This is a genomic window from Streptomyces sp. SLBN-31, assembly GCF_006715395.1.
Taxonomy (GTDB): domain Bacteria; phylum Actinomycetota; class Actinomycetes; order Streptomycetales; family Streptomycetaceae; genus Streptomyces.
This window is the reverse complement of sequence record NZ_VFNC01000001.1, coordinates 1683496-1709906: the sequence shown is the minus strand read 5'-3', so window position 1 is coordinate 1709906 and position 26411 is coordinate 1683496. Positions and strand designations below refer to the sequence as shown.

Genomic DNA, 26411 nt, shown 5'->3' with positions numbered 1-26411 from the left:
TGTCGTGGCGCCGGTTTTCTGTTATCGACGGCGCCCCCGGGACGTCTCCACCCGCGTGCGCAGCCATATCCACAAGACATCAGCCGCCGCGGGCGCCCTCGCGGCGGTGGCCGCCCTGCTCGCCACCGGCGGCCCGGCCGCGGCGGCCGGCGTCCGTGACGCGACCGCCGACGTCCTCGCCGACCGGGACGTGACGCTCACCGGCGACACGGTGGTCACCGTGCCCTCCGGGACGACGACGTACGACGGCGTCTTCCGCGGCGAGGGCACCCTCACCGTGCGCGGCGGCGGCACCCTGGTCCTCACCAGGGACAGCGACTTCACACTGCCGCGCTCCCGGCAGCGGCAGACCGTGCGGACGCCGGGCGGCAACCACCCGTACACCACGGTCGCCGACCCCGACCCGCCCGCGATCACGGTCGAGCGCGGGACGACCCTGCAGTACGGCACCGGCGGCGGCACCGGCCTGATCGGCCACTTCCCGTACGCCACCCCCGGTTTCCGGCTGAACCAGCTCAACATCCGGGTCGACGGCACCCTGCGCCTGTCGCTGACCCGCACCTTCAACATCGGCACGATCAGCGGTTCCGGCCTGGTGACCCAGCCGCGCAGCATGTGGGGCACCCTCGACCTGGCCGGCACCCAGCCCTTCTCCGGCGTCATCGACAACGGCACCGGCACGGCCGCCGGGCGCCCCGAGTTCCCGGTGGCACTGCCCCGCGCCCGGGCGATCCTCAACCAGGGCTCCTGGATCATCGACACCCCGCTGTACCGGACGATCACGCTTCGGCAGAACTTCTACGAGCGCGCGTACGGCAGCGACGTCAACGTCCACACCCGCCCAGGCAGCAAGGTCGTGCTCACCGGCCAGTACAGCTACAGCGACCGGGGCGGTGACACCGCTCCGTCCTTGAGCGACCCGGGCCTCAACTGGCGCCCCATCGCCCACCAGTTGAACAAGCGGGGCACCAACATCGAAGGCGCGGACGTGCGGTGGGGCGACGGCACGACCCACCGGATCTTCATGCCGGGCACCAAGGACACCGTCTACATCAACCTGCACGAGGCAAGCGGCCGCCGCTCGAAGCTGACCTTCGACTACGACGGGCCGGTCACCCTGGGCGCTCCGATCGGCGGCGGCCGGTACCACGACACGCTCGCCACGCCCGGCGCCGGGGACGTCGTCATCGCGGGAACCCCCGGGAACGACGTGACCTTCGCGGCCAAGCAGTACTACGACGGCTCCACGACCGTGGAGAAGGGCGCGGTGCTGCGGCTCGGACTGGGGGCCGACGGCAGCCGTGACGGCTCCCTGCTGACGGGCACGGACCGCCGCCGGGTGGTGGACGACGGCACGCTCGTCGTGCGGAACGCGTCGACTCCCGTGTCCCTGTCGCGGATCGGCGGGTCGGGTTCCCTGGTGCAGTCGGGCGCGGCGACGACCACGCTGACCGGCGGCGAGGTGACGTACACCGGTGACACGACCATCAGCAAGGGCACGCTGGCGCTGCGCGGTGGGGCGACCCTGCTGCACAGCAAGGCGATTCGGCTCACCTCGGCGTCGGCGCGGCTGGACGCGGGGCGGGCGGGGCTGCGGGTGGCGACCTCGCTGAGCGGTGAGGGCACCGTGCGGGGCGCGGTGACCAATGACGGGGTGGTCGCTGGCGGGCTGAGGATCGCCGGTACCTTCACGCAGCGCCATAAGGGCGAACTTGTGCTGGGAAAGCGGCCGTTGAGGGTGTCCGGTGCCGTCCGGCTGGCGGGCGCCCTCGACTTCTCGGCCGCGGCGGCAGGATCGGCGCGCGTGATCACCGTCCTCGACCACGGCGGCGGGGCGCGGACCGAGGGCGCGTTCACCGGCCTGGGGGAAGGTGCCCGGCTGAAGCTCGCCGGCACCACCTACCGGATCAGCTACCGGGGCGGCGACGGCAACGACGTGACCCTGACGGCCGCCGAACCATCTCCCACGCCGAAGGCCGGGCACTCCGGACCGTCCGGCACGGCCGCGGCGGCCGGTCCGCACCCCGCCGACACGGCGAGCAGCGGCCTGGGCTCGTGGCCGTACGTACTCGCACTGGGCATGCTCTTCGGGCTCGTGGTACCGGTGGTCCGACGGCGAGGGCACGGCGACCGCCGGAGCGGCGGGAGACATGCGGCACGGGAGTGACCCGCAGGCGCGGCAGCCAGGCATCCCACCTATTGGTCACCGTGCTCACTGAGTGGACGATCGCGGCCGGCGGTCCGCCCTTCGCCTAGCCTCGTGGCATGACCAGCGACACCTCCCTCGCCTCCGCCCTGGCCTCCGGAACCGTCGTCCTCGACGGCGGAATGTCCAATCAGCTCGAGTTTGCCGGGCACGACCTGAGCGACGAGCTGTGGTCGGCGCGACTGCTCGCCGAGCGGCCCGAGGCGATCACCGAGGCCCACCTCGCGTACTTCGAGGCCGGCGCGGACGTGGCGATCACCGCCAGCTACCAGGCCACGTTCGAGGGCTTCGCCAAGCGCGGGATCGGCCGCGAGAGGGCGGCCGAACTCCTCGCGCTGAGCGTGGAGTCGGCGCGTGAGGCGGCGCGGCGGGCGGCGGCGAAGGGGGTCGCCCGGCCGCTGTGGGTGGCGGCCTCGGTGGGCCCGTACGGGGCGATGCTCGCGGACGGTTCCGAGTACCGGGGCCGGTACGGGCTGAGCGTGGACGAGCTCGCCGACTTCCACCGGCCGCGCCTGGAGGTACTGGCCGCGGCCCGTCCCGACGTGCTCGCCCTGGAGACGGTCCCGGACGCCGACGAGGCGCGGGCGCTGCTGCGGGTGGTGCGGGGGCTGGGGGTGCAGGCCTGGCTGTCGTACACCGCGGACGGCGAGCACACCCGGGCCGGGCAGCCGTTGGAGGAGGCGTTCGCCCTGGCCGCCGACGTGGACGAGGTGATCGCGGTGGGCGTGAACTGCTGTGCCCCGGAGGATGTCGACGGCGCGGTCCGGATCGCCGCGCGCGTCACGGGCAAGCCGGTGGTCGTCTACCCCAACAGCGGGGAGGCCTGGGACGCCGGGGCCCGCGCCTGGGCCGGGCGCTCCAGCTTCACGCCCGAGGAGGTCACGGGGTGGCGTGCGTCCGGGGCGCGGCTGATCGGCGGGTGCTGCCGGGTGGGGCCGGAGGCGATCACCGGGATCGCGGCGGCGCTGACGCCCTGACGGAACACCTGCCCAGGACCGGGAGCGCGGCTGTCCGGCCGCCCATCGTGCCCATGGCCTCGGCCCCGGTCCGGCGCTCGTCCTGCACGGCGACTTCAGGGACCGGCTCAGGTGCGGCGCACTCCGGTTGAGCGGCGCAGCCGTCGTATCGTCGCGCGCAGTTCCGCCGCCCGTGCGAGTGTCGGGTCGGGCTCGCCGGTGCCGGGCGGCTCGTCGGGCGTGGTTTCGGCCGCCGTCCACAGCGCGAGCTCGGCGTCGCGCGGGCCGTACGCCGTGCGGGGCTCGCCGGCGTCGAAGATCCGTACCGGATGCCGGGGGTCCCAGGCCTCCCAGCCGGGGTCGCCGTCGGCGGCGAACCCCACCCACGCGCCGTGCATCGCGTCGGCCAGTTCCTGCGGCGCCCCGTCGCCGGCCAGCTTGCGGGACTCCGGTACATCGCCGCTGTCGAAGACGAAGCCGAGTTCCAGGGCGTGGCAGGAGCCGAGACCGGGCAGGCGCGAGGGCCAGGCGAACTCGTACACCCAGGAGCCGCCGGGGCGGGCGTCGGCCAGGCGGTGCAGGGGGCGACGCAGCAGGTGGTCGGTGACCATCTGGCCGACGATCTCGGCGGTGCCGGCCCCCGGGTGCAGGGCGCGGTAGCCGCGGGGCACCTCGGTACCGCAGCGGCAGCGGGCCATGGCACCGGCGAGGGCGACGGCTCCGAGCCGGTCGACGCGTTCCAGGAGGCCGCCGGGGACGAGCCAGAGGCGGTACTCCTCGCTGGTCCAGCCCATCATCAGGTCGACGCCGCTGGCCGCCTCGCCGTCGACGACGGCGTCCAGGGGGTCGCGCGGGACGAGGTCGCCGTCGACGACGATGCCGAAGGAGGGGCCGCCGAGGACGGGGCTGCTGAGTCTGCCCACCTCGGCCTGGGTGCGCAGCAGCAGCTCGCGGTCGACGTCGGCGAAGGCGGCGGCGGTGGCGGGGATCTTCAGGCGTGTGGCCATACGGCGCACCATGCGCCGTACCTTGTCCCGTTCGAACGCCTCGGGCGGCCCGCTCTGCAGGACCGCCCGCCGCACGAGCCCCTGCGCCTGCGGGGCGGCCAGGAGGGCGCCGACGCTGATCGCCCCCGCGGACTGTCCGGCGAGGGTGACGCGGTCCGGGTCGCCGCCGAAGGCGGCTATCGACTCGTGCACCCAGCGCAGGGCGGCGAGCTGGTCGCGCAGGCCGGGGTTGGCGGGGGCGTCCGGGAACAGTCCGTAGCCCTCGACTCCGAGTCGGTAGTTCACCGAGACGAAGACGACGCCGTCGCGGGCGAAGGTCCGCCCTTCGTACACGGGCACGCCGGACGAACCCCTGGTCAGAGCGCCGCCGTGCAGCCACACCAGGACCGGCAGCCCGGCCCCCGGGCCCGGTTCCGGAGTCCACACGTTCAGGTTCAGGCAGTCGTCGCCCGGCACGACGGGGTCGGAGAGGTACTTGTCGAAGGCTTCGGAGTACGGCGGTTTCGGCGCCGTCGGCCCGAAGGAACCCGCGTCGCGCACGCCGTCCCAGGGCTCGGGCGGGACGGGCGGCCGGAACCTGCGGGGGCCGAAGGGAGGGGCGGCGTACGGGATGCCCCGGAACACCGCGATCCCCTGCTCGAACCGACCGCGTACCGCCCCGTACGGGGTGGCGACCACGGGGTCCGTCTGGATTGCTGCCGTCATGTGCCCACCAGCCTCCTCACCGCGCTACTGCACCGGTAACAACAGAGCACCACAGATCCCGGCGGTATTCCGGTGCAGAGTGCGATACGAGGGCTACTTGGCGTACATTCCGGTAGCCGAGGCCGCTTCGGTGGTAGTGGCCGCCGGAGACCCGGCCCCCACCCACCACGTTCGAAGTTTCGAAAGCCAAGGCCTGTGAAGACCTGGCGAAGTCCGACCTCTTCCCCGCCCCAGCCGGTGAACCTAGGGTAGGAAGCGCTTACTGTCGCGCACCTGTCGAAACTTTTCATGGCCCTCGGGCGGGCCGGAGAGGTGGTTCCCTATGGTCCGTACGGGGAGTGCCGGCGTGGCCGCCGGTCCCACACTGGCCGTGGTGGCCCGCGAGGCGGGGGTCTCCGTGCCGACCGCGTCCAAGGTGGTCAACGGCCGGGAGGACGTGGCTCCTGAGACCCGCCGTCGGGTGACGGAGGCGCTGGACCGCCTCGGTTACGTCCGCAGACCCCGGTTCGACGCGGCGAAGGTGCCCGGCCTGGTCGACCTGGTCGTGCACTCGCTCGACAGTTCGTGGTCGGGCGCGATCCTGCAGGGAGTCGAGGGGGCGGCGCACGACGCCGGGCTGGAGGTCGTGGTCTCGGCGGGGCTGACCCGGACCCGGGGTGCGCGGCCCGAGCGCGGCTGGCTGGACAAGCTGATCGCGCGCGGCTCCTCCGGGGTGCTGTTCAACCTGTCCGAACTGACTCCCTCGCAGTACGCCTGGCTGGACCAGCACCGCATTCCCTACGTCCTGATCGATCCGGTGCTGGAACCGCCGCCGGGTGTCGTGTCCGTGGGCGCGGCGAACTGGCAGGGCGGTGTGACGGCGACCGAGCACCTTCTGGCGCTCGGTCACGAGCGCATCGCGGTGATCGCCGGCCACCAGCGCAAGATGTGCAGCAGCGCGCGGGTCGCCGGTTATCGCTCCGCCCTCGCGTCGGCGGGCATCCGGCACCGTCCCGAGTACGTCCGCCACGCCGGCTTCGACGAGTCGGTCGCCCATCGCCGCATGCTGGACCTGCTGGACCTGCGTGAGCCCCCGACGGCGGTTTTCGTCTGTTCGGACCGCATGGCCCTCGGGGTCTACGAGGCGCTGACCGAAAGGGGGTTGAGGGTGCCCGAGGACGTCAGTGTCGTGGGTTTCGACGATCTGCCCGAGTCCCGCTGGGCCAGTCCCGCGCTCACCACCGTCCGTCAGCCCCTTGCGGAGATGGCGGCGACGGCCCTGCATCTGCTGGTCCGCATGATGGAGGGCGACCGCCCCGAGGGCACGCGTACGGAATTGTCGACGCGGCTCGTGCAGCGGGCGAGCACGGCACGCGCGCCGATGACACGGTCGTAACCGGTGATGCGGCCCGTTTTCGCACCCCGTTGCGGTGGCGCGTGCCGCGAACCGATCATGGCTGTCATGGAGCGACCGAGTCAGTTCATCGAATGCGGCGGCCTGGTGCTGCGACGCTGGCGGCCGCAGGACGACTTCGCCCCGGCGTTCAGGCTGATCGAGGAGTCCGTGGACCACCTGCGCCCGTGGATGGGCTGGGTCGCCCGGCACGGCGAGGAGAGCACCCGCGACTTCCTCGCGAAGGCCGAGGCGAAGTGGGCTGCCGACGAGGCCTACAACTACGCCATCGCGGAGGGCGGCACGCTCGTCGGCATGTGCCAGACCTACCGCGTGGACGCGCCCGTCAGATGGCGGATGGGGTACTGGCTGCACCCGGCCGCCACCGGCCGGGGCATCGCCACGAGAGCGACGGCGGCCCTGGTCGACGAGATGTTCGCCCTGCCGGGCGTGGAGTACGTGGAGATCACCCACGACGTGGCCAACACGGCCAGTGGCGCGGTCCCACGCCGTCTGGGGTTCACCGAGATCGGCCACGAGCGGGCCGCGCCGGAGACCCCCTCGCTCGTCGGCATCGACGTCGTCTGGCGCCTGAACCGCCCCGCGCGGCCGGCCGACGGCGCTACGGTTCGGTGAGCGTCCGCCCCGCCCAGCCGATGCCGCCGCGCAGATGCTCCCGGAACTCCGGCGACTCGTAGGCCTCGGCGGCGTGTCCGAGGGCGGTGTAGAACACCCGGCCCGCGCCCTGCTCCCGACACCAGGCCAGAGGATGGTCGGCACCCATGCCGCCGCCTTCGTACGACGACTCGTCGGCGCTCACCAACACCCGCACCCGGTCACCGGGGTTGGTACGGAAGTCGTACCACTCGTCGGTGAAGTCCCAGACGGCGGGCAGGTGGCGGGTGGCCGGATGCGCGCGGTCCTCCACGACGGCCCGTCCCGGCTGGTGGGCCGGGTGCCGGTCGAATCGGGCACCCAGCAACTCGCCGTAGTACGGCCACTCGTACTCCGTGCAGGCTGCCGCGTGCACCCCGGCGAACCCACCGCCGCCCTCCACGAAGGCGGCCAGCCGTTCCCGCCCCGCCGGGGTGAGCACCTCGCCGCTGGTGGAGAGGAAGACGACGGCGGCATAGCCGTGCAGAGGGCTCTCGAAGACGGCGGGATCTTCGCTATGGTCCACTTCGAGATCATCGAGCGCGCGTACGGCGGCGACGGCGGCGGGGATGGAGTCGTGGCGGTAGTCGGCAGTGCGCGTGTAGACGAGGAGTCGGGGGGCCATGAGCGCGAGCCTAGCCGGGGACCGGGGGTGTTCCCGCCGGTGAACGAGTACCGGAAGAGACCCGTGTGGCCCTTCGTGCTGATGGGGTCGGCAATCCTCGTCGTCGTGCTCGGCGCCGTGGGCGCCTTCGAGTACATGGTGTACCGGATGTCCGATCCGGAGACGACCATCCTGGTGGGCCTGCGCGTCGACGGCTCACGCGTGTCCTTCAAGGCGCCCGTCTGCGCCGGTGACACGGTGCGGACGGTCGAGGTGTACGACAGCGATTCCGAGGACCTGCTGTGGCGGGCGCGGGGTCCGAGGACGGCCGAGGGCCGGACCGGTGCGGTGACGCTGTGGGCGGCGGACGACTTCCGTACGGCACATCCGAAGGCGCCCCCCGCGACTCTGCCGAAGTGGCTCGACGTGTCCGTCGTCTACGCGGGCGGCGACGACGGCACCGGAGACGTCTTCGAGGTCCGGAAGGTCAGGGCGGCCCGGGTCCCCGCGGGGAAGTACTGGACGCGGGAGGGGCCCATGACGGCCGCCGAGATCGACGCCCGGTTCTCCTGCTGAGGCCACCGCACAGGTGTTCCATCGCAGGCCCCTCGCCCTCTAGCCTCGACTTCGATGAACGTCATCCCCGCGCGTCTGGACCACCTCGTCCTCGCCACCCCCGACCTGGCGGCGACGGTCGCCGACTTCGCGCGGCGCACCGGCGTCCCGCCCGCTCCCGGCGGCGCCCATGTCGGCCTCGGTACGCGCAATTTCCTTGTGGCGCTGGGTGGTTCGAGCTACCTGGAGATCATCGGGCCGGACCCTGAGCAGACGGAGCCGGACGGCCCGCGCCCGTTCGCGGTCGACGAGCTGGCGTCAGCACGGACGGTGACCTGGGCCCTCAGCCCGCCCGACCTGGACGCCGCGGTCATGTCCGCCCGGGCCCGCGGCTACGATCCCGGCGACATCCGCCCGATGAGCCGCCGCCGACCCGACGGCAGCCTGCTGCGGTGGCGGTTGACCGACGGTGACACCCAGCACCCCTCCGGTCTGGTGCCCTTTCTCATCGACTGGGGGTCCGCCGTCCACCCGTCGGCCTCCGGGCTGCCCGTCACCCCGCTGCTCCGGCTGTCGGCGAGCGCCCCCGACCCGGCCCAGATCCGCCCACTGCTGGCCGCCGTGGGCGCCGAACTCCCCCTGACCGAGGGCCCGGTGGCGCTCACCTTCACCGTGGACACCCCGCGCGGCCCCGTCACCTTCTCCTGAACCTCGGCCATCCCTGACGACTCCCGAGATCTCCGGCCGCCCGTGTCGACTCCGTCGATCCCCGGCCCTCTCCGCCCGGTTCCGTCGATCTCCGGCCTCCCCCGCCTGGTCCCCTCGATTCCCGACCCTCCCCGCCCGGTCCCACCGATCACCGACCCACCCCGTCCGGTTCCATCGATCACCGGCCCTCCCGCCCGGACCCGTCGATCCCCCCCCGGCCGGTTCCGTCGACCTCCGGCCCTCTCGCCCGGACCCGTCGATCCCCGTCGGCCGGTTCCGTCGACCTCCGGCTCCCCGGCCGGTGCCGGCGATCCCCGGCCCTCCCCGCCTGGTCCCCTCGATTCCCGGCCCTCCCCGCCCGGTCCCCTCGGTCACCGGCCCACCCCGTCCGGTCCCCTCGGTCACCGGCCCGCCCCGTCCGGACCCCTCGGTCACCGGCCCGCCCCGCCCGGACCCATCGATCCCGGCCCGCCCCGCCCCGTCCCGTCGGTCACCGGCCCACCCCGCCCGGACCCACCGATCACCGCCCCACCCCGCCCAGTCCCCCCGATCACCGGCCCACCCCGTCCGGTTCCATCGATCCCGGCCCACCCCGCCCCGTCCCGTCGGTCACCAACCCTCCCCGTCGGTGCCACGATCCCGGTCGGGTTCGTCCGATTCCTTCAAGACCGTCGTCCGGCCCTCTGCCTACGGTGGCCGCATGACTCCACGATTCGCCGTGATCGGCCTGGTCGCCTCGGACATGGCGGCCTCACTCGCCTTCTACCGCCGCCTCGGCCTCGTCTTCCCCGACGGTGCCGAGGACCAGCCGCACGTCGAGGCCGAACTGCCCGGCGGGGCGACCCTCGCCCTGGACACGGAGGAGACGATCCGCTCCTTCCACCCCGGGTGGCGGCCGCCGAGCGGCGGCGGCCGGATCGCGCTCGCCTTCCGGTGCGCGTCGCCCGCCGAGGTCGACGCGCTGTACGAGGACCTCGTCGCCGCCGGCCACCACGGCGAGCTCAAGCCGTGGGACGCCTTCTGGGGCCAGCGGTACGCGGTCGTGCACGACCCGGACGGCAACGGCGTCGACCTGTTCGCGCCGCTACCCCAGCAGTAGCCGGCCGAGCGGCACCCCCGCCAACTCCCGGACATCACGCGCCAGATGGGCCTGGTCGGCGAACCCGGCCCGGGCGGCCGTCTCCGCGAACCGCACCCCCTGCCGGGCCATCCCCACGGCCCGCTGCAGCCGCAGCACCCGGGCCAGCGTCTTGGGCCCGTACCCGAAGGCCACCAGCGACCGCCGGTGCAACTGCCGGGCCGTGAGCCCCAGTTCGTCGGCGGCCCGGCCGACGGGACGGCCCGCGTCGAGGGCCGTGACGAGGTGTCGTAGCAGCGGGTCGGGGGACGCGCCGGCATCGGCCAGCCGCAACGCCGACTCCTCCAGGCCCAGGGCCGGTTCGGGGGCCGCGGCGACCAGTGCGGTGAGGCGGCGGACCTCCGCGGCGGGCCGCAGCGCGGCGAGTTCGACGCGCCGGTCGCGCAGTTCGTGCGCGGGCACGCCGAGGATCGAGGGCGCGGTGCCGGGGAAGAACCGGACGCCCGCCCACAGTCCGGGCGCGCCGTCGGTGACGTACGCGCGTGTGTCGGGCCCGGCGACGAGCAGCCGGCCGTCGTGCCAGAGCAGGTCCATGCAGCCGTCGGGCAGCACCCGCCCCACGCCGGCCTCGGCCGGGGTGTTGCGCCACACGACCGCTCCGGTGAGCCGGGAGGGCCTCTCCTCGTACACGCCCGCCAGCCTACGCGCGCGCCTGCGCCGGCCGCTCCCGGTGCTCCTGCGGGCTGACTCCGTAGACCCGCTTGAACGCGCTGGACAGGGCGAACCCGCTGCCGTAGCCGACGCGGCGGGCGATCGTCTCCAGGGTGTCGCCGGTGTCGCGCAGCGCGTCCGCGGCCAGGGCCAGCCGCCAGCCGGTCAGGTACGTCATCACGGGCTCGCCCACGAGCAGGGTGAAGCGGCGGGCGAGGGCCGCGCGGGACACCCCGGCCTTGGCGGCCAGTGAGGCTACGGTCCACGGGTGCGCCGGGTCGTCCTGGACCAGCCGCAGCACCCGCCCCACCACCGGATCGGCCAGCGCCCGGTACCAGGCGGGCGCCGCCGCCTCGGGGCGGCCGAACCAGGCCCGCAGCGCGGCGATGACCAGCAGGTCGAGGAGCCGGTCGAGGACCACTTCCTGCCCCGGTTCGTCGCGGACGATCTCCTCCATGAGGATCGGCGTGAGCGGGCACGGCCACATGTCGGAGGTGAGGGCCAGCAGCGGCGGCAGGGCGTCCAGCAGGCGTCCGCCGACCTCGCCCTGCCACAGGTAGGTGCCGATGAGCAGGACGGCCGAGCCGTCGGGCCGGGTGCCCCAGGTGCGCACGCCCAGGTCCATGGTGCCGTTCAGCGACCGCCCGTCGGGGTAGCTGCACTCCGCCCCCGGCAGGACGACCACCTGCGGCCGCGTTCCGGGATCGTCGCCGCAGGTGTACGGATCGGGTCCGCGGGCGATCGCGAGGTCACCGGCCCGCAGCCGCACCGGCTTCCCCGCGTTCGGGGTGACCCAGGCGTCGCCGCGGACCATGAGCATCACTGTCAGCGGGGCCCGGTCCTCCACCCGCACGGCCCAGGGCGGATCGAAACACGCTCGGATCATGAAGGCGCCACGCGCGCGTGGGCCTTCCAGCAGACCTGCGAGGGCGTCCATGGCGGTCAGCGTAGACGCGCGCGGCCGAGGCGGCGGACGGCTCGGCGTGAGCCTTCAGGAGCTCTCCGGCTTGTGCGGCGGGTGGGTGCTCTTGACGTGGGTGCGCAGGCGCGAGGTGACGTCCTCGGGCGGCAGGAAGCGGGACCAGCGTTCGGGGAACTCCGAGGGCATGTCGGGGTCCTCGGGGTCGGTGTCGTGCCCGGCCGCGGCACGGGCCACGTGCTCGGCCAGCTGGGCCTCGCGCAGCCGCTCGTTGGCGGCGCGGGCCGCGGCCGTCGCCGCGGCCGGCCACACCCGGTCGATCGCCGCGTTGACCGCGGCCCCGACGAGCACGGCGAAGGCGCCCACCCCGATCCACAGCAGCACGGCGACGGAGGCGGCGAGGGAGCCGTAGATGGAGGCACCCTCGATGGTGTTGGTGAGGTAGATGCGCAGCACGAAGCTGCAGACCACCCACATCGCCAGCGCCACCAGCGCGCCGGGCACGTCCTCGATCCACGGGGACCGCACGGGCACGGACACGTGGTAGAGCGTGGTCAGGAAGACGATCGACAGGATGATGACCACGGGCCAGTACAGGACCTGCACCACCGTCTCCGACCACGGAACGATCCGCACCACCGCGTCCGGGCCCGCGACCATCAGCGGCAGCGCCACCGACCCGATCACCAGGGCCGCGAGGAACAGCAGGAACGCCACGATCCGGGTCTTGACGATGCCGCGCACGCCGTCGAGGCCGTACATCACGGTGATGGTGTCGATGAAGACGTTGACCGCGCGGGAGCCCGACCAGAGGGCGAACAGGAAGCCGATGGAGATGACGTCGGGTCTGCCGCCCTTCATCACGTCGTGCAGGATCGGCACGGCGATCTCGTTGACGCCCTTGTCGGACAGGACGGTCCGCGAGGCGTTCAGGATGTTGGTCTCCAGGCTGGAGATGCTGTCGGTGCCGGTCCAGGCGTCGACGTAGCCGAGCAGGCCGATGAGGCTGAGCAGCAGGGGCGGCACGGACAGCAGAGTGAAGAACGCGGCCTCCGCCGCGAGGCCGAGGATGCGGTACTCCATGCAGGAGTTGACGGTGTCCTTGAGCAGCAGCCAGGCGGTCCGGCGCTTGGAGACGTTCCGGTAGAGGGCACGCGCCCGGTGGAGACGGCCGGAGGGCCGCTGCGAGGACTCACTTGCTGGCTGCACGACCTAACGGTATCCGGCAGGTCCGAGTGCACTCATCCCCCGGCCCCGGGCGACACGGCCGGATCCCGCGCCCGGGGCACGGCCGCACCTGTGTCATGTCCCCGTTGGCCGGAATGTCCTCGGCGGAGTTGTGCTGGCCGGCGCCGAGACGGGGTACTTTCGCGGCATGGCAGGCACCACGCACACCGTGTCCAACCAGCCCCCTCCCCTGACCGGCTACGACGTCTACCGCGCCGACCGCGTCCTCAGCGAGGCCGTCGACCGGCATGTCTCCCCCGACCTTCAGGACGAGATCCACGCCGAGCTGTCCGCGCTCGGCCGGGCCTCCGGGTCGGCCCAGGTGCAGGAGTGGGGTGCGCAGGCCAACGAGAACCCGCCCCGGCTGCGCACCCACGACCGGCACGGCCACCGTGTCGACGAGGTCGAGTTCCACCCGGCCTGGCACCGCGTGCTCGGCAAGGGCGTCGCGGCCGGGCTGACGGCGGCCTGGGCCCGTCCCGCGGGCCATGTGCGCAGAGCGGCCGCGTTCCTGGTGTGGACGCAGGTCGAGGCCGGCAACCTCTGTCCGCTGTCCATGACCCACGCCGCCGTCCCCGCGCTGCGCACCGACCCGGACCTCGCCGCCGTCTGGGAACCCAGACTCACGTCCATGATCTACGACCGCGAGCTGCGGCCCGCCCGTCTCAAGGCCGGTGCCCTGTTCGGGATGGGCATGACGGAGAAGCAGGGCGGCAGTGACGTACGCGCCAACACGACGGCCGCGACGCCGCTCGCCGAGGACGGGACGTACGCGCTCACCGGGCACAAGTGGTTCTGTTCGGCGCCCATGTCCGACGGCTTCCTGGTCCTCGCCCAGGCACCGGAGGGGCTCACCTGCTTCCTCGTGCCCCGCGTCCTGGATGACGGCTCCCGCAACGTCTTCCTCCTGCAGCGCCTCAAGGACAAGCTCGGCAACCGCTCGAACGCCTCCGCCGAGGTCGAGTTCGACGGGACCTGGGCGCGGCGGGTCGGTGAGGAGGGACGCGGGGTACGCACCATCATCGACATGGTGGCCGCGACCCGGCTGGACTGCGTGCTCGGTTCGGCCGGTCTGATGCGGCAGGCGGTGGCGCAGGCGGTCCACCACTGCACGTACCGCGAGGCCTTCGACGGCAAACTCGTCGACAAGCCGCTGATGCGCAACGTGCTCGCCGACCTCGCCCTGGAGTCCGAGGCGGCGACCACCCTCGCGCTGCGCCTCGCGGCCGCCTGCGACGACGGCGGCGAGCAGGAGCGGGCACTGCTGCGCCTCGCGGTGCCGGCCGCCAAGTACTGGGTGACCAAGCGGTGCGCGCCGCTCGTCGTCGAGGCCGCGGAGTGCCTGGGCGGCAACGGCTACGTCGAGGAGTCGGGGCTGCCCCGGCTGGCGCGCGAGTCGCCGCTGAACTCGATCTGGGAGGGCGCCGGGAACGTGCAGGCCCTGGACGTGCTGCGCGCCCTGCGCCGGGAGCCGACGGCGCTGAACGCCTACCTCCAGGAGGTGGGCCGGGCCCGGGGCGCCGACCACCGCCTCGACCAGGCGATCAAGAACCTGCTGACCGACCTGGCCGACCTGGACGGCATCGAGGCCCGCGCCCGGCGCCTGACGGAACGGCTCGCCCTGGTCCTGCAGGGTTCGCTCCTGGTGCGGTTCGCACCCCCAGAGGTGGCCGACGCCTTCTGCGCCTCCCGCCTGGGCGGCGACGCCGGCGCGGCCTTCGGCACCCTGCCCCACACCCTGAACCTGAAGCCGGTGGTGAATCGGGCCCGGCCTACCGACTGACTCAAGGCCGGCGGACCCAGGGGCGCGGGGAACTGCGCGACCAGCCACGACGGACCCGCACCCGCCGTCGCGCCCAAGCCCCCACCCCCGAGGCGAGGCCGGCCCGATCGCCGAAGGCACACGGCGGGGGTGGTGCTGCGCCGACACGGCACCACCCCCGCCGCACTGGCCCGGTCGAGGCCGCGAACGCCGCTCGGGACGGCGTCGCTCAATATTCAAACAAGCCGGGAGCGTTCACCAGGGTTGCAGGGGGTTGCAACTTGCTGCTGTCTGTGGCCGGACTGTGTCCGTCCGTCATGAACGAACGGCACTATTGGACGGACAGTCAGGATGTTCCCTCCGGGAGGACCAGTGGCACTCACGCCGACGGACGTGACGCAACTCGCGGTGGTGGACACGGCTCGCGCGGCACGGGTACTCAGCGACGTCCGCTCCGCCGCGCTCTCCGGGCAGCGCGCGCCGGTCGCACCCCGCCCGGTCATCGAGCAGTCCTGGGGACGCATGCTGCGCAGCGGCGTCGACCCCGACCACGACTTCCGCACCGGGCTGCTGTCCCAGGAGGAGGTGCGGCGCCGCCGGGAGGCCTCGGAGCTCAGACATGTGCTGCCGGTGCTGCGCGAGGGCCTGCTGTCGGTCGCGGACACCGCCCACCACATCATGGTGATCGCCGACCCCGACGGCCGGGTGCTGTGGCGGGAGGGCAGTTCGCCGGTGCTGCGCAAGGCCGACGGGACCGGCTTTGAACTCGGCGCCGACTGGCGGGAGAGCGTCATCGGCACCAACGGCATCGGCACCCCGGTGGTGGCCCGCCGGCCCGTGCAGGTCTTCGCCTCCGAGCACTTCGTGCGCTCGCAGACGTCCTGGACCTGCACCGGCGCGCCCATCACGGACCCGCGCGACGGCCGGCTGCTCGGTGTCGTGGACGTCAGCGGGCCGCTGGAGACGATGCATCCGGCCACCCTCGCCTGGGTCGACTCGGTGGCCAAGCTCGCCGAGTCGAAGCTGCGCGAACTGCATCTGGGCTCACTGGAACGGCTGCGCTCGGTGGCGGCCCCGGTGCTGGCCCGGGTGGGCGGCCGGGCCCTGGCGGTGGACCGGGACGGCTGGACGGCGGCGGTGACGGGGATGCCGTACACGAGCCGGACCTTCCTGCCCAAATCCCTCTCGACGGGCCGTCGGTGGCTGCCGCCGTTCGGGCTGTGCACGGTGGAGCCGCTGGCCGGGGGCTGGTTGATCCGGGTCTCGGACGAGCCGGTGCCGCGGACGGCCACCGGGGTGGTGCTGGATCTGACGCGGCCGCGCCGCTGGACGGTGACGGTGTCCGGCAGTGCGGGTTCATGGAGTCACGAACTGAGTCCGCGGCACGCCGAGTTGCTGTATCTGCTGGCCCTGCACCGCGACGGCCGGAGCGCGGCGGGCCTGGCCGAGGACGTGTTCGGGGACCCGGCCCGTACGGTGACGGTCCGGGCCGAGATGTCGCGGGTACGGCGTTACCTGGGCGGGCTGCTGGAGCACCGCCCCTACCGCTTCGCCGAGGGCGCCGACGTGGAGGTGCTGTTGCCGGCCAACCCGCGGGACCTGTTGCCGCACTCGACGGCACCGGCGGTGATCGGGCAGCGCACGCCGGACGACACGCCGGGAATGTGTCCTTCCGCTCCCTCCGAGTGACATCGCGGGGCATCGAGGGAGCATCTTCCGCATATTTGCAGGGTCTTAGCCCTGGGCCGCCCCGAACTGCCGTAGCATCCCTCTACGGGCCACCCCACCTGCTCCTTTGGTCAACACACGGACCAATGAACGCAGTTGGCTCGCCTCGGGAGGACCTATGAAGCAACGTGGCAGGCACCGTCGGCAGAAGCGGGGCCGTGCGCTGCGCGCTTTCCTGGCCGGGACCGCCCTCGCGCTCACCGCGGCGGCCACCATGATCAGCGCCTCACAGGCCACGGTCAGCAAGGATCCCGGGGGGTTGAAGACCCTCGCCGGTTCCGCCGCGGAGTTCCGGCTGCGGGAGCGGCTGGTGCCCGAGGCCACGCTGGACCGGCTCGCCTCCGAGATGGGCAGGCCCGTCGGCGTGCGCGCCGTCCTCGACGACGCCGACCACTCCCTGCGCACGCCGGCCGACTGCACGACCGCGGACCGCGCCGCGCTGCCCGTGGAGCCGGCGGCCACGCGCGCGTACTGCTGGGACGCCGCCGACACCCGCGGCTGGCGGGCCGGAGCGGTCACCACCTCGGGCGACGCGGACGACGACGGCCACTGGGGCGAACACCGGGTGCTGCTGTCCGGCTGGGCGCACGCCGGCCGGGCGGGCGCGCCGGGTCTGGCCCGGGTCGCCTTCGTCGACGCCGACGACCCCGACAACCTCGTCTACACCTGGGCCCTGCTCGCCGTCCCGGTCGACGGCGGCCGCGACTACCGGGGGCTGACCTCCGCCGTGTCCGGCATGACCTGGTACCAGGGCAAGCTGCTGGTCACCACCGCCGACGGCCTGTACGTCTACGACCTGCACCGCGTCCAGCGGGCCACCGTCGACAGTGGCCGGGTCGGCAAGGTGCCCGGCGGCTGGGCGGCAAACGGATACCGGTACGTGCTGCCGGCCATCGGCACCTACCGCGCGGCCGCCGGAGCCGCCCGCCCCGAGGCGATCTCCCTCGACCGCAGCACCGCGCCCGACAGCCTGGTCGCGAGCGAACGGGTGTCCTCGGACAGCGGCCGGCACACCCGCCTGTGGCGCTACGCGTTCAGCTCCGACCCGGCCCGCGCCGGGCTGCTGGCCACGGACGCCGCCGGCGAGGCGTCGGCGACCCGGGCGTACGAGACGAAGACGACCGACGTCGGCGGCGTCCTGTCGTACGGCTCGAACTGGTATCTCGACCGCGCCGCGGACGACCCGGCCGGGCACGGCACGCTGTGGCGGCAGAACACCCGCGACGCGCGGGCCACCGAGTGCGGCACCGACGAGTCCACCAGCTGCTGGAGCGGCCGGGCCGGCTCCCTGTCCTACTGGGAGGAGACCGGCGAGGTGTGGTCCCAGTCCGGGCGGATGCTCTACGCGCTGCCGCTGAGCTCGATCGACAGATCTCTGGGCTAGATGATTCCCTGGCGGGCATGACGAACATCCCCGTGACCACCTGGTCCCTGGAGCAGACCGCCCCGACCGACCTCCTGACGGCCGCCGCGCCGGAGGGAGACGTGCGGATCGTGCGCTCCGAGGTCCCCTCCCCCGAGTTCAGTCGCTTCCTGTACGCGTCGGTCGGCGGCGACATCCGCTGGATCGACCGGCTCGGCTGGACGTACGGCCGATGGGAGGAGCACCTCGGGCGGGCCGGTGTGGAGACGTGGGTGGCCTACGACCGCGGCACGCCCGCCGGGTACGTGGAGCTGGAGCCGCAGGACGACGGGGTCGTGGAGATCGTCTACTTCGGCCTGATCCCCGCCTTCCGGGGCCGCCGGATCGGCGGGCACCTGCTGTCGTACGGCGCCGCCCGCGCCTGGGACCTCGCGGACCGCTGGCCGGGGCTGGCCCGCACGAAGCGGGTCTGGCTGCACACCTGCAGCCTGGACGGGCGGCACGCCATGGACAACTACCTGCGCAGGGGCTTCAGGCTCTTCGACACCAAGGTCGAGGAGCAGACCGAGGTGGCCGCTCCCGGGCCGTGGCCCGGCGCCTACCGCGTCTGACCTGCACGGACAAGAGCCCGTGCGCAGTATGTGATCGACGACACTCTTGTCTCACCTGTCGGGACAAGGGTGTCCGCATCATGGACGAAGCTGGACTGTGTCCAGATCGCCGTGACACGCTTCCGTCATGTCTGGAACTGGAATTGCCTTGGTGAGTCGGCGGCACGTCGACCTCGGCCGCATGTCCAGCGCCATCTGTCCGGCGAGCTGACAGCTCAGAGCCGCCCGACATCTTCTGACATCTCCTCTTTCCCTGCGCAAAGACGCGCACGCATGCCCATGCGCACGTACGCGCAGGCCAGAGCCGCTTTCCGCCTGTCCCGAAGGACGTAATCACCATGGCCGCCTCCCCGCAGAACCCTGCCGCCGCGACTTCCCGCCGCAAGGTGAGCCGTCACCGTGGCGAGGGTCAGTGGGCCGCGGGGCACTTCACTCCGCTGAACGGCAACGAGCAGTTCAAGAAGGACGACGACGGTCTCAATGTGCGGACACGCATTGAGACGATCTACTCCAAGCGTGGCTTCGACTCGATCGACCCCAGCGATCTGCGCGGGCGTATGCGCTGGTGGGGCCTGTACACCCAGCGCAAGCCCGGGATCGACGGCGGCAAGACCGCCATCCTGGAGCCGGAGGAGCTGGACGACAAGTACTTCATGCTGCGGGTCCGCGTCGACGGCGGCCGCCTCACCACCCGGCAGCTGCGGGTGATCGGCGAGATCTCCGAGGAGTTCGCGCGCGGCAGCGCCGACATCACCGACCGGCAGAACATCCAGCTGCACTGGATCCGCATCGAGGACGTGCCGGAGATCTGGGAGCGGCTGGAGGCCGTCGGGCTGTCCACCACCGAGGCGTGCGGCGACTGCCCGCGTGTCGTGATCGGCTCGCCGGTCGCCGGGATCGCCGAGGACGAGATCATCGACGGTTCGTGGGCGGTCGAGGAGATCCACGACCGCTACATCGGCAGCAAGGAGTTCTCCAACCTGCCGCGCAAGTTCAAGACGGCGATCTCCGGCTCCCCGCTGCTGGACGTCGTGCACGAGATCAACGACGTGGCGTTCGTCGGCGTCGAACACCCCGAGCACGGACCCGGCTTCGACCTGTGGGTCGGCGGCGGCCTGTCCACCAACCCCAAGCTCGGCGTCCGGCTCGGCGCCTGGGTGCCGCTGGAGGAGGTCCCGGAGGTGTGGGCCGGCGTGGTCGGCATCTTCCGCGACTGGGGCTACCGGCGGCTGCGCAACCGCGCCCGCCTGAAGTTCCTCGTCGCCGACTGGGGCCCGGAGAAGTTCCGTCAGGTCCTGGAGGACGACTACCTGAGCCGCAAGCTGGTCGACGGCCCCGCGCCCGCCGATCCCGCGGGCCGCTGGCGCGACCACGTCGGTGTGCACCGGCAGAAGGACGGCCGTTTCTACGTCGGTTTCGCCCCGCGCGTCGGCCGCGTGGACGGCGCCACGCTGACGAAGATCGCCGAGGTGGCCGAGGCGCACGGCTCGAACCGGGTCCGGACCACCGTCGAGCAGAAGATGATCGTCCTCGATGTCGAGGAGGCGCAGGTCCAGCCGCTGGTGGAGGCCCTGGAGGCGCTCGACCTGACGGCCAAGCCGTCGCCGTTCCGGCGGGGCACCATGGCCTGCACCGGCATCGAGTACTGCAAGCTCGCCATCGTCGAGACCAAGCAGCGCGGTTCCGCGCTGATCGACGAACTGGAGCGCCGCATCCCGGACTTCGACGAGCCGATCACCATCAACCTCAACGGCTGCCCGAACGCCTGCGCCCGTATCCAGGTGGCGGACATCGGTCTCAAGGGCCAGCTGGTCCTCAACGACCGCGGCGAGCAGGTCGAGGGCTACCAGGTGCATCTCGGTGGCGCGCTCGGCCTGGAGGCCGGGTTCGGCCGCAAGGTGCGCGGTCTGAAGGTCACTTCCGAGGAGCTGCCCGACTACGTCGAGCGCGTCCTGAAGCGGTTCCAGGCGGAACGCGCGGAGGGCGAGCGGTTCGCGGCCTGGGCCGCGCGCGCCTCCGAGGAGGCCCTGTCGTGAGCGAGCGCGCCGCCCCCTTCTACTGCCCCTACTGCGGCGACGAGGACCTCCGTCCGGGCGAGCAGGGCCACGGCGCGTGGGAATGCGCCGCGTGCAACAGGGCTTTCCAGTTGAAGTTCCTCGGGCTGCTGGCCCGGGGCCTCCAGCACTCCGAAGCAGGGGGAGATCGGACATGACCGCGGTGACGGAAGAACGGACGACCGACGACCTGAAGGCGCTCGCCGAGCAGGCCGGCCGAGACCTGGAGGACGCCTCCGCGCTGGAGATCCTCCAGTGGGCGGTGGAAACCTTCGGAAAGCGTTTCTGCGTGACCTCGTCGATGGAGGACGCGGTGGTCGCCCACCTCGCCTCCCGCGCGATGCCCGGCGTCGACGTGGTGTTCCTCGACACCGGTTACCACTTCCCGGAGACCATCGGCACCCGCGACGCGGTCGAGGCCGTGATGAACGTCAACGTCATCACGCTCACCCCGCGTCAGACGGTCGCCGAGCAGGACGCGGAGTACGGCCCGAAGCTGCACGACCGCGACCCCGACCTGTGCTGCAAGCTGCGCAAGGTGCAGCCGCTGGAGCGGGGCCTGACCGACTACCTCGCCTGGGCGACCGGCCTGCGCCGCGACGAGTCCCCGACCCGGGCGAACACCCCGGTCGTCGGCTGGGACGAGAAGCGCCAGAAGGTCAAGATCTCCCCGATCGCCCGCTGGACCCAGGACGACGTGGACGCCTATGTCGCCGAACACGGCGTCCTGACCAACCCGTTGCTGATGGACGGCTACGCCTCCGTCGGCTGCGCCCCCTGCACCCGCCGGGTGCTCGAGGGCGAGGACGCGCGCGCCGGCCGCTGGGCCGGGCGGGCCAAGACCGAGTGCGGGCTGCACGCATGACGACGACTGAGGAGTTGCAGGTGACGACCGGAGCCACCGTCTGGCTCACGGGTCTGCCGAGTGCCGGCAAGACCACCATCGCGTACGAGCTGGCCGGCCGGCTGCGCGAGGAGGGCCACCGCGTCGAGGTGCTCGACGGCGACGAGATCCGCGAGTTCATCTCGGCAGGCCTCGGCTTCAGCCGCGAGGACCGGCACACCAACGTGCAGCGCATCGGCTTCCTCGCCGAACTGCTCGCCCGCAACGGCGTCAAGGCGCTGGTCCCGGTCATCGCGCCGTACGCCGACAGCCGCGAGGCGGTGCGCAAGCGCCACCAGGACGGCGGGGCGCCGTACATCGAGGTGCACGTCGCGACCCCGGTCGAGGTGTGCTCCGTGCGTGACGTCAAGGGCCTGTACGCCAAGCAGGCGGCCGGCGAACTGACCGGGCTGACGGGTGTGGACGACCCCTACGAGCAGCCCGAGTCGCCCGACCTGCGCATCGAGTCGCAGCACCAGACCGTCCAGGAGTCCGCGGCCGCGGTCCACGCGCTGCTCACCGAGAGGGGACTGGCATGACGACGACCGTCGCCGAGACCGAGGGGGGCACGGAGGCTCCGTACGCCCTCTCGCACCTGGACGCGCTGGAGTCCGAGGCGGTGCACATCTTCCGCGAGGTGGCGGGCGAGTTCGAGCGGCCGGTGATCCTGTTCTCCGGCGGCAAGGACTCCATCGTCATGCTGCACCTGGCGCTGAAGGCCTTCGCCCCGGCCGCGGTGCCGTTCTCCCTGCTGCACGTGGACACCGGCCACAACTTCCCCGAGGTCCTCGACTACCGGGACCGGGCGGTGGCCAAGCACGGGCTGCGGCTGCACGTCGCCTCCGTACAGGACTACATCGACCGCGGCGTCCTCAAGGAGCGCCCGGACGGCACCCGCAACCCGCTGCAGACGCTGCCGCTGACGGAGAAGATCCAGGCGGAGAAGTTCGACGCGGTGTTCGGCGGCGGGCGGCGCGACGAGGAGAAGGCGCGGGCGAAGGAGCGGGTGTTCAGCCTGCGGGACGAGTTCTCGCAGTGGGACCCGCGCCGCCAGCGGCCCGAGTTGTGGAACCTGTACAACGGCCGGCACGCGCCCGGCGAGCACGTCCGCGTCTTCCCGCTGTCCAACTGGACCGAACTGGACGTGTGGCAGTACATCGCCCGCGAGGGCATCGAGTTGCCGGAGATCTACTTCGCGCACGAGCGCGAGGTGTTCGCCCGCAACGGCATGTGGCTGACGGCCGGCGAGTGGGGCGGCCCCAAGGAAGGCGAGACGGTCGAGAAGCGCCTCGTGCGCTACCGCACGGTCGGCGACATGTCCTGCACGGGCGCCGTCGACTCGGACGCCGTGACGCTGGAGCAGGTCATCACGGAGATCGCCGCCTCCCGGCTCACCGAGCGCGGCGCGACGCGTGCCGACGACAAGATGTCCGAGGCCGCAATGGAAGACCGTAAGCGCGAGGGGTACTTCTAAGCATGAGCACGACCACGGAAATCTCCGAGACCACCCTTCTGCGTTTCGCGACGGCGGGCTCCGTCGACGACGGCAAGTCCACTCTGGTGGGAAGGCTGTTGCACGACTCCAAGTCGGTCCTCGTCGACCAGCTGGAGGCCGTCGAGCGCGCCTCCGCGAGCCGCGGCCAGGACGCCCCCGACCTCGCGCTGCTCACCGACGGTCTGCGGGCCGAGCGCGAGCAGGGCATCACCATCGACGTGGCGTACCGTTACTTCGCCACGCCGAGGCGGCGGTTCATCCTCGCCGACACCCCCGGCCACGTGCAGTACACCCGCAACATGGTGACGGGTGCCTCCAGGGCCGAGCTGACGGTGATCCTGGTCGACGCCCGCAACGGCGTCGTGGAGCAGACCCGCCGCCACGCGGCGATCGCGGCCCTGCTGCGGGTCCCGCACGTGGTCCTCGCCGTCAACAAGATGGACCTCGTCGACTACCAGGAGTCCGTCTTCGCGGCGATCGCCGAGGAGTTCACGGCGTACGCCCTCGAACTGGGCGTGCCCGAGGTCACCGCGATCCCGATCTCCGCGCTCGCCGGTGACAACGTGGTGGAGCCGTCCGCGAACATGGACTGGTACGGCGGCCCGACGGTCCTGGAGCACCTGGAGACGGTCCCGGTCACCCACGACCTGAGCCACTGCCACGCCCGCCTCCCCGTGCAGTACGTGATCCGCCCGCAGACGGCCGAGCACCCCGACTACCGCGGCTACGCCGGGCAGATCGCCGCCGGTTCGTTCCACGTGGGCGAGGCGGTGACGGTCCTGCCGTCCGGCCGCGCCTCTCGGATCGCCGGCATCGACCTGCTCGGTGAGCCGGTCGACGTCGCCTGGACGACGCAGTCGGTGACGCTCCTGCTTGAGGACGACATCGACATCTCGCGCGGTGACCTGATCGTGCCCAGCAAGGACGCCCCGGCGACCACGCAGGACATCGAGGCGACCGTCTGCCATGTCGCCGACGCCGCGCTGACCGTCGGCCACCGTGTCCTGCTCAAGCACGGCACCCGCACGGTGAAGGCGATCGTCAAGGACATCCCGTCCCGGCTCACGCTCGACGACCTGTCCCTGCACCCGCACCCCGGGCAGCTCGTCGCCAACGACATCGGCCGCGTGAAGATCCGTACCGCGGAGCCGCTGCCGGTGGACTCCTACGCGGACTCCCGGCGCACGGGTTCGTTCATCCTGATCGACCCCAGCGACGGCACCACGCTCACCGCGGGCATGGTCGGCGAGTCGTTCGCGTCCCCGGAGCCCGTCAAGGACGAGTCCGAGGACGACGGCTGGGACTTCTGACCGTCCCGGGCGGCACCGGTCCGCCGCCCTCCCCGCCACGGCCACGACGAGATTCCCAGGAGGTGACGACCATGGCCACGATCACGACGCTCGCCAAGGCCGACGAGTCGGTCGAGCACGCCGCCCGTATCGCGCACGTCTCGAAGTCCTTCGCGACCCCCGCCGGGCAGCAGCTCGTCCTGGACGACATCAGCCTCGATGTCGCCCCGGGCGAGTTCGTCACCCTCCTGGGGGCCTCCGGCTGCGGCAAGTCCACCCTGCTCAACCTGGTCGCCGGCCTGGACGAACCCAGCGCCGGCACCATCACCACCGACGGCCGCCCGGCCCTGATGTTCCAGGAACACGCCCTGTTCCCCTGGCTCAGCGCGGGCAAGAACATCGAACTCGCCCTCAAACTCCGCGGAGTTCCCAAGCCCGAGCGACGCAGGCGGGCCGAGGAGCTGCTGGAGCTGGTGCGGCTCAAGGGCGCGCACGGCAAGCGGGTGCACGAGCTGTCCGGCGGCATGCGCCAGCGCGTGGCCATGGCCCGGGCGCTCGCCCAGGACAGCCGGCTGCTGCTGATGGACGAGCCCTTCGCCGCGCTGGACGCCATCACCCGGGACGTGCTGCACGACGAACTGACCCGCATCTGGGCCGAGACGGGCCTGTCGGTGCTGTTCGTCACCCACAACGTGCGCGAGGCCGTACGCCTGGCGCAGCGGGTGATCCTGCTGTCCTCGCGCCCGGGCCGTATCGCCCGCGAGTGGCGGGTCGGCATCCCCCAGCCGCGCCGTATCGAGGACGCACCCGTGGCCGAGCTGTCCCTGGAGATCACCGATGTACTGCGTGGGGAGATCCGCCGCCATGGCCAGCACTGACACGACACCGGCCCAGGACGCCGGGAGCGTCGAGGCCGGCCTCGACGCCCTGGAGACCACCACCACCGGACGGGCGTCCCTGCGCCAGACCCTGGTCAACAAGGTCCTGCCGCCGATCACGGCGATCGCCGTGGTGCTCGTGGTGTGGCAGGGACTGATCTCCTTCGGGATCGTCGACGACCCGAGCAAGCTGCCCTCGCCGGCCGACGTCTGGCACGTGCTGCGCCAGTCGTGGCTGGAGGGCACGTTGCTGGGTTACATCTGGACGAGCGTCTCGCGGGGCCTGCTCGGCTTCTGCCTCGCGCTGCTCATCGGCACCCCGCTGGGCCTGCTGGTGGCCCGCGTGAAGTTCATCCGCGCCGCCATCGGCCCCATCCTGTCCGGCCTGCAGTCCCTGCCCTCCGTCGCCTGGGTACCCCCCGCCGTGATCTGGCTCGGCCTGAACAACTCCATGATGTACGCCGTCATCCTGCTCGGCGCCGTCCCCTCCATCGCCAACGGCCTCGTCTCCGGCGTCGACCAGGTCCCCCCGCTCTTCCTGCGCGCCGGCCGCACCATGGGCGCCACCGGCCTCAAGGGCACCTGGCACATCACCCTGCCCGCCGCCCTGCCCGGCTACGTCGCCGGCATGAAACAGGGCTGGGCCTTCTCCTGGCGCTCCCTCATGGCCGCCGAGATCATCGCCAGCTTCCCCGACCTCGGCGTCGGCCTCGGCCAACTCCTCGAAAACGCCCGCACCGCCTCCGACATGGCCATGGTCTTCGAAGCCATCCTGCTCATCCTCTTCGTCGGCATCGCCATCGACCTGATCGTATTCAGCCCCCTCGAACGCTGGGTCCTGCGCAGCCGCGGCCTGCTCGTGAGGAACTGAGGTTCCATGCGTACGACGTCCGCCCGCCCCGTCCTCGTGGTGATCGCGCACGGCAGCCGTGACCCGCGGCATGCCGCGACGGTGCATGCCCTGGTCCGCGAGGTGCGCGCGCTGCGCCCGGAGGTCCGGGTGGAGACCGGTTTCCTGGACTTCAACATCCCGTCCGTGCAGGGAGTCCTGGAGTCGCTGGCGGCGGACGGCGTCCGTGAAGTCGTGGCCCTTCCGCTGCTGTTGACGCGCGCGTTCCACGCGAAGGCCGACATCCCGGCGGTCCTGCGGGAGGCACCGTCGCGCCTGCGCATCCGTCAGGCGGAGGTGCTCGGCCCCTCGCCGCTGCTCCTGACCGCCCTCGAACGGCGGTTGTACGAGGCGGGGTTGTCGCCCGCCGACAAGTCCTCGACCGGGGTCGTGCTGGCCTCGGCGGGGTCCACCGACCCGGAGGCGATCGCGGTGATCGCAGAAATCGCGCGGGAGTGGCGGCACACCGGTTGGTGCGCCGTGCGACCCGCGTTCGCCTCCGCTGCTCTGCCCCGCACCGAGGACGCGGTACGGGAACTGCGGGCCCTGGGCTGCGCGCGGGTGGCCGTCGCTCCGTACGTCCTGGCCCCCGGCTTCCTTCCCGACCGCATCGCGCGGGGCGCGGCCGAGGGGGACGTGCTCGCCGACGTCCTCGGTCCGGCGCCGGAGGTGGCCCGCGTGCTGCTGGAACGTTACGACGCGGTGCGCGCACCGGCGCTGGCGGCTCTCGGCGCCTGACCAGCGCTCGGCCCGGGCC

The 26411-nt window shown here is 72.4% G+C and carries 26 protein-coding genes; 21 read left to right on the top strand and 5 right to left on the bottom strand.

The features are described from left to right. The first annotated feature begins 55 nt into the window (after nucleotides 1–55). Nucleotides 56–2167: an autotransporter gene (locus FBY22_RS07835; protein WP_142143557.1), complete on the top strand. Its 2112-nt coding sequence runs from the start codon at nucleotides 56–58 to the stop codon at nucleotides 2165–2167. Between the two features lie 98 nt (nucleotides 2168–2265). Next, entirely contained in the window at nucleotides 2266–3183 is a 918-nt protein-coding gene (mmuM, locus tag FBY22_RS07830; protein WP_142143555.1) for a homocysteine S-methyltransferase, read from the top strand. A 107-nt stretch (nucleotides 3184–3290) separates the two neighbouring features. Here the strand turns inward: mmuM and FBY22_RS07825 are convergent, their stop codons facing one another. Continuing rightward, nucleotides 3291–4874, bottom strand: coding sequence for a carboxylesterase/lipase family protein (locus FBY22_RS07825; protein ID WP_174267106.1), 1584 nt, complete (start codon nucleotides 4872–4874; stop codon nucleotides 3291–3293). A 322-nt stretch (nucleotides 4875–5196) separates the two neighbouring features. Between FBY22_RS07825 and FBY22_RS07820 the strand changes: the two genes are divergently transcribed. Together FBY22_RS07820 and FBY22_RS07815 are read left to right on the top strand one after the other, a co-directional pair. Then, on the top strand, nucleotides 5197–6249 hold the full coding sequence (locus tag FBY22_RS07820; RefSeq protein WP_142143553.1) for a LacI family DNA-binding transcriptional regulator: 1053 nt from the start codon (nucleotides 5197–5199) through the stop codon (nucleotides 6247–6249). Between the two features lie 66 nt (nucleotides 6250–6315). Continuing rightward, a complete protein-coding gene (locus FBY22_RS07815; protein WP_142143551.1) occupies nucleotides 6316–6882 on the top strand; it encodes a GNAT family N-acetyltransferase in 567 nt (188 codons plus the stop codon). Here FBY22_RS07815 and FBY22_RS07810 read toward each other — a convergent pair. After that, the gene (locus FBY22_RS07810; protein ID WP_142143549.1) at nucleotides 6869–7525 is read right to left on the bottom strand and encodes a ThuA domain-containing protein; all 657 of its coding nucleotides are present in this window, start codon (nucleotides 7523–7525) and stop codon (nucleotides 6869–6871) included. The two genes, FBY22_RS07815 and FBY22_RS07810, sit on opposite strands and share 14 nt — an antisense overlap. 39 nt (nucleotides 7526–7564) lie before the next feature. Here FBY22_RS07810 and FBY22_RS43840 point away from each other — a divergent pair, with 39 nt between their 5' ends. From FBY22_RS43840 to FBY22_RS07795, 3 genes are all read left to right on the top strand, one after another. Next, nucleotides 7565–8080, top strand: coding sequence for a hypothetical protein (locus FBY22_RS43840; protein ID WP_160159861.1), 516 nt, complete (start codon nucleotides 7565–7567; stop codon nucleotides 8078–8080). Nucleotides 8081–8134: 54 nt separating this feature from the next. After that, the gene (locus tag FBY22_RS07800) at nucleotides 8135–8767 is read left to right on the top strand and encodes a VOC family protein (protein WP_142143547.1); all 633 of its coding nucleotides are present in this window, start codon (nucleotides 8135–8137) and stop codon (nucleotides 8765–8767) included. 700 nt (nucleotides 8768–9467) lie between these two features. Continuing rightward, nucleotides 9468–9866: a VOC family protein gene (locus FBY22_RS07795; RefSeq protein WP_142143545.1), complete on the top strand. Its 399-nt coding sequence runs from the start codon at nucleotides 9468–9470 to the stop codon at nucleotides 9864–9866. On the opposite strand, the gene FBY22_RS07790 is transcribed toward FBY22_RS07795, so the two are convergent. From FBY22_RS07790 to FBY22_RS07780, 3 genes are read right to left on the bottom strand one after another with little or no spacing between them, the layout of a single operon-like run. Beyond that, nucleotides 9852–10535, bottom strand: coding sequence for a DUF6597 domain-containing transcriptional factor (locus FBY22_RS07790; protein ID WP_142143542.1), 684 nt, complete (start codon nucleotides 10533–10535; stop codon nucleotides 9852–9854). The genes FBY22_RS07795 and FBY22_RS07790 overlap by 15 nt on opposite strands. Nucleotides 10536–10545: 10 nt before the next feature. Beyond that, on the bottom strand, nucleotides 10546–11493 hold the full coding sequence (locus tag FBY22_RS07785) for an AraC family transcriptional regulator (RefSeq protein WP_142143540.1): 948 nt from the start codon (nucleotides 11491–11493) through the stop codon (nucleotides 10546–10548). A 54-nt stretch (nucleotides 11494–11547) separates the two neighbouring features. Beyond that, nucleotides 11548–12684 carry a YihY/virulence factor BrkB family protein gene (locus FBY22_RS07780; RefSeq protein ID WP_142143538.1) on the bottom strand — a complete coding sequence of 379 codons (1137 nt, stop codon included), beginning with the start codon at nucleotides 12682–12684 and terminating at the stop codon, nucleotides 11548–11550. A 166-nt stretch (nucleotides 12685–12850) separates the two neighbouring features. On the opposite strand from FBY22_RS07780, the gene FBY22_RS07775 reads away from it, so the two are divergent. From FBY22_RS07775 to FBY22_RS07715, 14 genes are all read left to right on the top strand, one after another. After that, a complete protein-coding gene (locus FBY22_RS07775; RefSeq protein ID WP_142143536.1) occupies nucleotides 12851–14485 on the top strand; it encodes an acyl-CoA dehydrogenase family protein in 1635 nt (544 codons plus the stop codon). Nucleotides 14486–14836: 351 nt separating this feature from the next. Beyond that, nucleotides 14837–16153 carry a GAF domain-containing protein gene (locus FBY22_RS07770; RefSeq protein WP_142143534.1) on the top strand — a complete coding sequence of 439 codons (1317 nt, stop codon included), beginning with the start codon at nucleotides 14837–14839 and terminating at the stop codon, nucleotides 16151–16153. 157 nt (nucleotides 16154–16310) lie between these two features. Next, nucleotides 16311–17576 (top strand): hypothetical protein, encoded by a 1266-nt coding sequence (locus FBY22_RS07765; protein ID WP_142143532.1) that lies wholly within the window; start codon nucleotides 16311–16313, stop codon nucleotides 17574–17576. 17 nt (nucleotides 17577–17593) lie between these two features. Beyond that, complete coding sequence (locus tag FBY22_RS07760) at nucleotides 17594–18166, top strand: GNAT family N-acetyltransferase (RefSeq protein ID WP_142143530.1); 573 nt, start codon at nucleotides 17594–17596, stop codon at nucleotides 18164–18166. Nucleotides 18167–18293: 127 nt separating this feature from the next. Next, on the top strand, nucleotides 18294–18377 hold the full coding sequence (locus tag FBY22_RS45685) for a putative leader peptide (RefSeq protein WP_309486338.1): 84 nt from the start codon (nucleotides 18294–18296) through the stop codon (nucleotides 18375–18377). A gap of 127 nt (nucleotides 18378–18504) precedes the next feature. Further along, nucleotides 18505–20202, top strand: coding sequence for a nitrite/sulfite reductase (locus FBY22_RS07755; RefSeq protein WP_142143528.1), 1698 nt, complete (start codon nucleotides 18505–18507; stop codon nucleotides 20200–20202). Then, the gene (locus tag FBY22_RS07750; RefSeq protein ID WP_142143526.1) at nucleotides 20199–20378 is read left to right on the top strand and encodes a hypothetical protein; all 180 of its coding nucleotides are present in this window, start codon (nucleotides 20199–20201) and stop codon (nucleotides 20376–20378) included. Before FBY22_RS07755 ends, FBY22_RS07750 begins: the two co-directional genes overlap by 4 nt. Beyond that, the gene (locus tag FBY22_RS07745; protein WP_142143524.1) at nucleotides 20375–21085 is read left to right on the top strand and encodes a phosphoadenylyl-sulfate reductase; all 711 of its coding nucleotides are present in this window, start codon (nucleotides 20375–20377) and stop codon (nucleotides 21083–21085) included. Before FBY22_RS07750 ends, FBY22_RS07745 begins: the two co-directional genes overlap by 4 nt. A gap of 20 nt (nucleotides 21086–21105) precedes the next feature. Then, nucleotides 21106–21642, top strand: a complete 537-nt coding sequence (gene cysC, locus FBY22_RS07740) for an adenylyl-sulfate kinase (RefSeq protein ID WP_142147428.1) — start codon at nucleotides 21106–21108, stop codon at nucleotides 21640–21642. Then, nucleotides 21639–22577, top strand: coding sequence for a sulfate adenylyltransferase subunit CysD (gene cysD, locus FBY22_RS07735; RefSeq protein ID WP_142143522.1), 939 nt, complete (start codon nucleotides 21639–21641; stop codon nucleotides 22575–22577). The genes cysC and cysD overlap by 4 nt, the downstream gene beginning before the upstream one ends. Before the next feature lie 2 nt (nucleotides 22578–22579). Beyond that, on the top strand, nucleotides 22580–23908 hold the full coding sequence (locus FBY22_RS07730; protein ID WP_142143521.1) for a sulfate adenylyltransferase subunit 1: 1329 nt from the start codon (nucleotides 22580–22582) through the stop codon (nucleotides 23906–23908). A gap of 71 nt (nucleotides 23909–23979) precedes the next feature. Continuing rightward, complete coding sequence (locus FBY22_RS07725) at nucleotides 23980–24765, top strand: ABC transporter ATP-binding protein (RefSeq protein ID WP_142143519.1); 786 nt, start codon at nucleotides 23980–23982, stop codon at nucleotides 24763–24765. Further along, complete coding sequence (locus FBY22_RS07720; protein WP_142143517.1) at nucleotides 24752–25636, top strand: ABC transporter permease; 885 nt, start codon at nucleotides 24752–24754, stop codon at nucleotides 25634–25636. The genes FBY22_RS07725 and FBY22_RS07720 overlap by 14 nt, the downstream gene beginning before the upstream one ends. Nucleotides 25637–25642: 6 nt before the next feature. Beyond that, complete coding sequence (locus FBY22_RS07715; RefSeq protein ID WP_142143515.1) at nucleotides 25643–26392, top strand: sirohydrochlorin chelatase; 750 nt, start codon at nucleotides 25643–25645, stop codon at nucleotides 26390–26392. Nucleotides 26393–26411 lie beyond the last annotated feature (19 nt).